A 3,689-nucleotide genomic window follows, 5' to 3' on the forward strand; every position below is an offset into this window, starting at 1 on the left:
CTCGACCGGCTCGCCGCCCTGGTCGGCGACCTGCCGCGGGACAGACTGGAGACGCTCTACTGGCTGACGGTCAACCTGACGCGGGGCCTGGCGCTGGACGCCGAACTGGGCGGTGACCCGCAGCGACGGGAACAGCTGTTGCGGGAGTGGAAACGGATCGCCACGGCGCTCTACACCTGAGTCGGGTGAGTCGGGCATCCGTGCGTACGTACCGACGGTATGGTTCACTCGGGGAACTACTCATCAGTAACAACGGGCATTCGGAGGCGTCATGACCAGCACGATGCCGGAGGCGGCGACGCACACGCCAAACCCCGAGCACCCGGACACCGTCGGCGGGGTGCCGAAGGCCCCGTCCCGGGTGAGGGCCGGGACCCTGCTCGCCCGGGTCCGGTCCGGCGCGGACGCCACGTCGGTCACCATGACGGCGCCGTTCACCGGCCTGCCGAGCGCGGTGCTGCCGCAGGGGACCGACCCGCACACCCGGTCGGTCTTCGCCGACGCGCGGCGTGCCCAGACGTCCTGGGCACGCCGTCCCGCGGCCGAGCGGCAGCGGATCCTCACGCGCCTGCACGACCTCGTGCTCGAACAGCAGGACGAGGGTCTCGACCTCATCCAGGTCGAGGCGGGCAAGGCGCGGATCGACGCCTTCGACGAGATCAGCGCGACGGCGCTGGTGTCGGCCTACTACGGCAGGCACAGCGCGCGGCTCCTCGCGCCCCGCCGTGCGCCCGGGGCCCTGCCGGTGCTGACCCGGGCCACCCGGGTGCAGCAGCCCAAGGGCGTGGTCGGCGTCATCTCGCCGTGGAACTACCCGTTGGCGCTGACCGCGATGGACGTCCTGCCCGCCCTGGCCGCGGGCAACACCGTCGTGCAGAAGCCGGACAACCAGACCGCCCTGTCGGCCCTGTGGCTGCACGAACTCGCCGAACGCGCGGGGCTGCCCGCCGACGCCTGGCAGATCGTGCTGGGCCGGGGTTCCCGGATCGGCGACGCGCTCGTCGAGGAGTCGGATTACGTCTGCTTCACCGGGTCGACCCCGACGGGCAAGACCCTCGCTGGCACGATCGCGCAGCGGCTGACGTCGTACTCCCTGGAACTGGGCGGTAAGAACCCGATGATCGTGCTGCCGGACGCCGACGTGGGCAAGGCCGCCGCGGGCGCGGTCGCCGCGTGTTTCTCGTCGGCCGGTCAGCTGTGCGTGTCGGTGGAGCGCATCTACGTCCACGAGAGCATCCGCGCGGAGTTCCTGGCCGCCTTCGCCGCGCGGACCCGGGCACTGAAGCTCGGGAACACCCTCGACTACCGCGCCGACCTGGGCTCGCTCACCTCGACCGAGCAGCTCGACACCGTCTCCGCCCACGTCGACGACGCCCGTTCCGCGGGCGCCAGCGTGGTCACCGGCGGCCGGGCGCGCGGCGACGTGGGCCCACTGTTCTACGAGCCCACGATCCTCACCGACGTGCCCGCCCACGCGCGGGTGTTCGCCGACGAGACGTTCGGCCCGGTGGTGTCGGTCTACGGCTACTCCGAGGTCGACGAGGCGGTCGAACGCGCCAACGACACCCCGTTCGGCCTGAACGCGAGTGTGTGGGGCCGCGACACCCGGGCCGCGTCCGCTGTGGCGACCCGGCTGAAGGCGGGCACCGTGAACGTCAACGAGGGCTACGCCGCCACCTTCGGCACCGTCGGGGTCCCGATGGGCGGGATGAAGGAGTCCGGTGTGGGCAGGCGCAACGGCGCCGAGGGACTGCTCAAGTACACCGAGAGCCAGTCGATCGCGGTGCAGCGGGGCGTGCGGCTGCGTCCCCCGCGGGGACTGCCGCCCGCCCTGTGGGCGAAGGGCATGACGGCGGGGATGAAGCTGCTGCGCCGCCTGCCGCGCCGCTGACCCCCAGCACCCGACCACCACCGCACCGTCCGTGGTTCGTCTCCTCACCTCCGGCCGAAGGGGTGGGCCGAAGGTGAGGAGACGACGTCACGGGCGTGCCCGCAGCGGACCCTCCCGCCGCGGTCCGGTCCCGGTCAGCGGAGGTCGAGTTCCCCGCTCCGGGCCGCCGCCAGCAGCGCGTCCCACTCCGCCGCGGGCACGGTCAGGAATCCCCCCGCGGGGTTCTTCGAGTCCCGCACGGCGGCGCCGTCGCCGGTGAAAGCGATTTCGACGCAGTCGTTACCTCCGCCGCTGTGGCTGCTCTTGCGCCACGAGAGTTCGGTCGAGTCCGTCCTGATGAGCATGGTCACTCCTTCATCCGCTCCACATCGGAGATGTCACTGCCACTGGCGAACCGCCACGCCGCACCGGTGATCACGTCCACCGAGTCGTCCGGCTTGAGCGCGGCGGCCCGCAAATGATCGAACATGAGGGCGTAGCGGCGCACGTCGGACTCCATCTCGAGATAGAGCCCGCTGCTCGTACTGTCCACATAGACCACGTCCGGGTCGGCCTGTTCCGGGAAACCGAGAATGAGGAACGGCCCCTCCATCCCCGGGTGGGCGCCCGCACCGAACGGGACGACCTGGACGGTGACGTGCGGCGAACGCGCGGCCTCGGCGATCCGGGACAACTGCTCGGCCATCACGCCGGGATCACCGACGACCCGGTGCAGCACCGCCTCGTCGACCACTGCCCAGTACCCGGGCGGGTTCTCCTCACTCAACAGCCGCTGCCGGGCCATGCGCGCGGCGACCCTGCGGTCGACCTCCGACTCTTCCGCGCCGGGACGCATCGCCCGGATGACCGCCCGGGCGTACCGTTCGGTCTGCAACAATCCGGGGACGAGCAGCGCCTGGTACGCCCGCAGTGAGCTGGCATCGGCCTCCAACCCGACGAACGCCCCGGTGAACACCTCGTTGTAGGCGTGCCACCAGCCGCGTTTGCGGGCCTCCCTGGCGAGTTGGACCAGGGCCTCCTGTTCGTCGCCGTGGACCCCGTACAGCTCCAGCATGTCGCGGGCGTCCCTCGGGGTCACCCCGACCTGGCCGGTCTCGATGCGGCTGACCTTCGAGGCGGAGCATTCGAGCCGGTCCGCGACCTCGTCGATGGTCAGCTCCGCGGCCTCACGGAGGCGCCGTAGTTCGCCCGCCAACCTGCGACGCCGCACCGTCGGGCCGTGGCCTCGTGTCATCGCTCCACCTCCGGTTCCGCGCTCCCGGACCCCGCTCCGGCAGCGTTTCCGCGGACATCTAATCAGCACGGGCAAGCCGGACCGGTGCGGCGAGACCCTGGGTAGCACCGTGGCCCCCGATCGACGGACTGCAAATTGCAGCCGGCGGTTGTATGCTCCCTCGTGCTCCGCGGCGCAACCACCGTTCCACAACGCGAACATCGGGAGATCACGTGGCCGGGCGGGACCCCAGCATCGTCACCCCACTCCAGGCGAGCGTGCACCGCAGACTCGACGAGATCACGCACTCGGGCGGCGGGACCTCCCCCGGCGTCCGCGCCGAACTGGACAGTCTCAACGTCGCCCTGCTCGCCGGCGCCCTGAAGGCCGTGCTCACCGACCACCGGGTCGAGCCGAGCGGCCACTGCACCGTCTGCCACGGCAGACGCAGACCGTTCCTCCGCAGGCGGGGGGCACTGCCGTGCCGCGCCTACCTCGCCGTCCAGATCGCACTCGACCCCGACCCGGACCCGGTGGCCGAACCGCGGGCACGGCGCCGGCACACGCCGGAACCCCGGCCGCACC

General features: G+C 71.6%; 4 protein-coding genes and 1 pseudogene. 3 read left to right on the top strand and 2 right to left on the bottom strand.

What is annotated here, in order from left to right; all coding sequences use genetic code 11:
- Both SACHA_RS0104675 and SACHA_RS0104680 read left to right on the top strand, forming a co-directional pair.
- Positions 1–180 (top strand): annotated as a pseudogene (locus SACHA_RS0104675) (TetR/AcrR family transcriptional regulator); the annotation flags it as partial.
- A gap of 91 nt (positions 181–271) precedes the next feature.
- Positions 272–1,891 carry a succinic semialdehyde dehydrogenase gene (locus SACHA_RS0104680; RefSeq protein WP_019807573.1) on the top strand — a complete coding sequence of 540 codons (1,620 nt, stop codon included), beginning with the start codon at positions 272–274 and terminating at the stop codon, positions 1,889–1,891.
- A gap of 134 nt (positions 1,892–2,025) precedes the next feature.
- Here the strand turns inward: SACHA_RS0104680 and SACHA_RS0104685 are convergent, their stop codons facing one another.
- Complete coding sequence (locus SACHA_RS0104685) at positions 2,026–2,235, bottom strand: DUF397 domain-containing protein (RefSeq protein ID WP_019807575.1); 210 nt, start codon at positions 2,233–2,235, stop codon at positions 2,026–2,028.
- Between the two features lie 2 nt (positions 2,236–2,237).
- Positions 2,238–3,125 (bottom strand): helix-turn-helix domain-containing protein, encoded by an 888-nt coding sequence (locus SACHA_RS0104690; RefSeq protein WP_028662890.1) that lies wholly within the window; start codon positions 3,123–3,125, stop codon positions 2,238–2,240.
- Positions 3,126–3,337: 212 nt separating this feature from the next.
- On the opposite strand from SACHA_RS0104690, the gene SACHA_RS0104695 reads away from it, so the two are divergent.
- Positions 3,338–3,689 (top strand): hypothetical protein (locus tag SACHA_RS0104695; RefSeq protein WP_019807579.1); only part of this gene is annotated, 352 nt, incomplete at its 3' end.

Origin of the sequence: Saccharomonospora halophila 8, assembly GCF_000383775.1 — a bacterium.
GTDB lineage: Bacteria > Actinomycetota > Actinomycetes > Mycobacteriales > Pseudonocardiaceae > Saccharomonospora > Saccharomonospora halophila.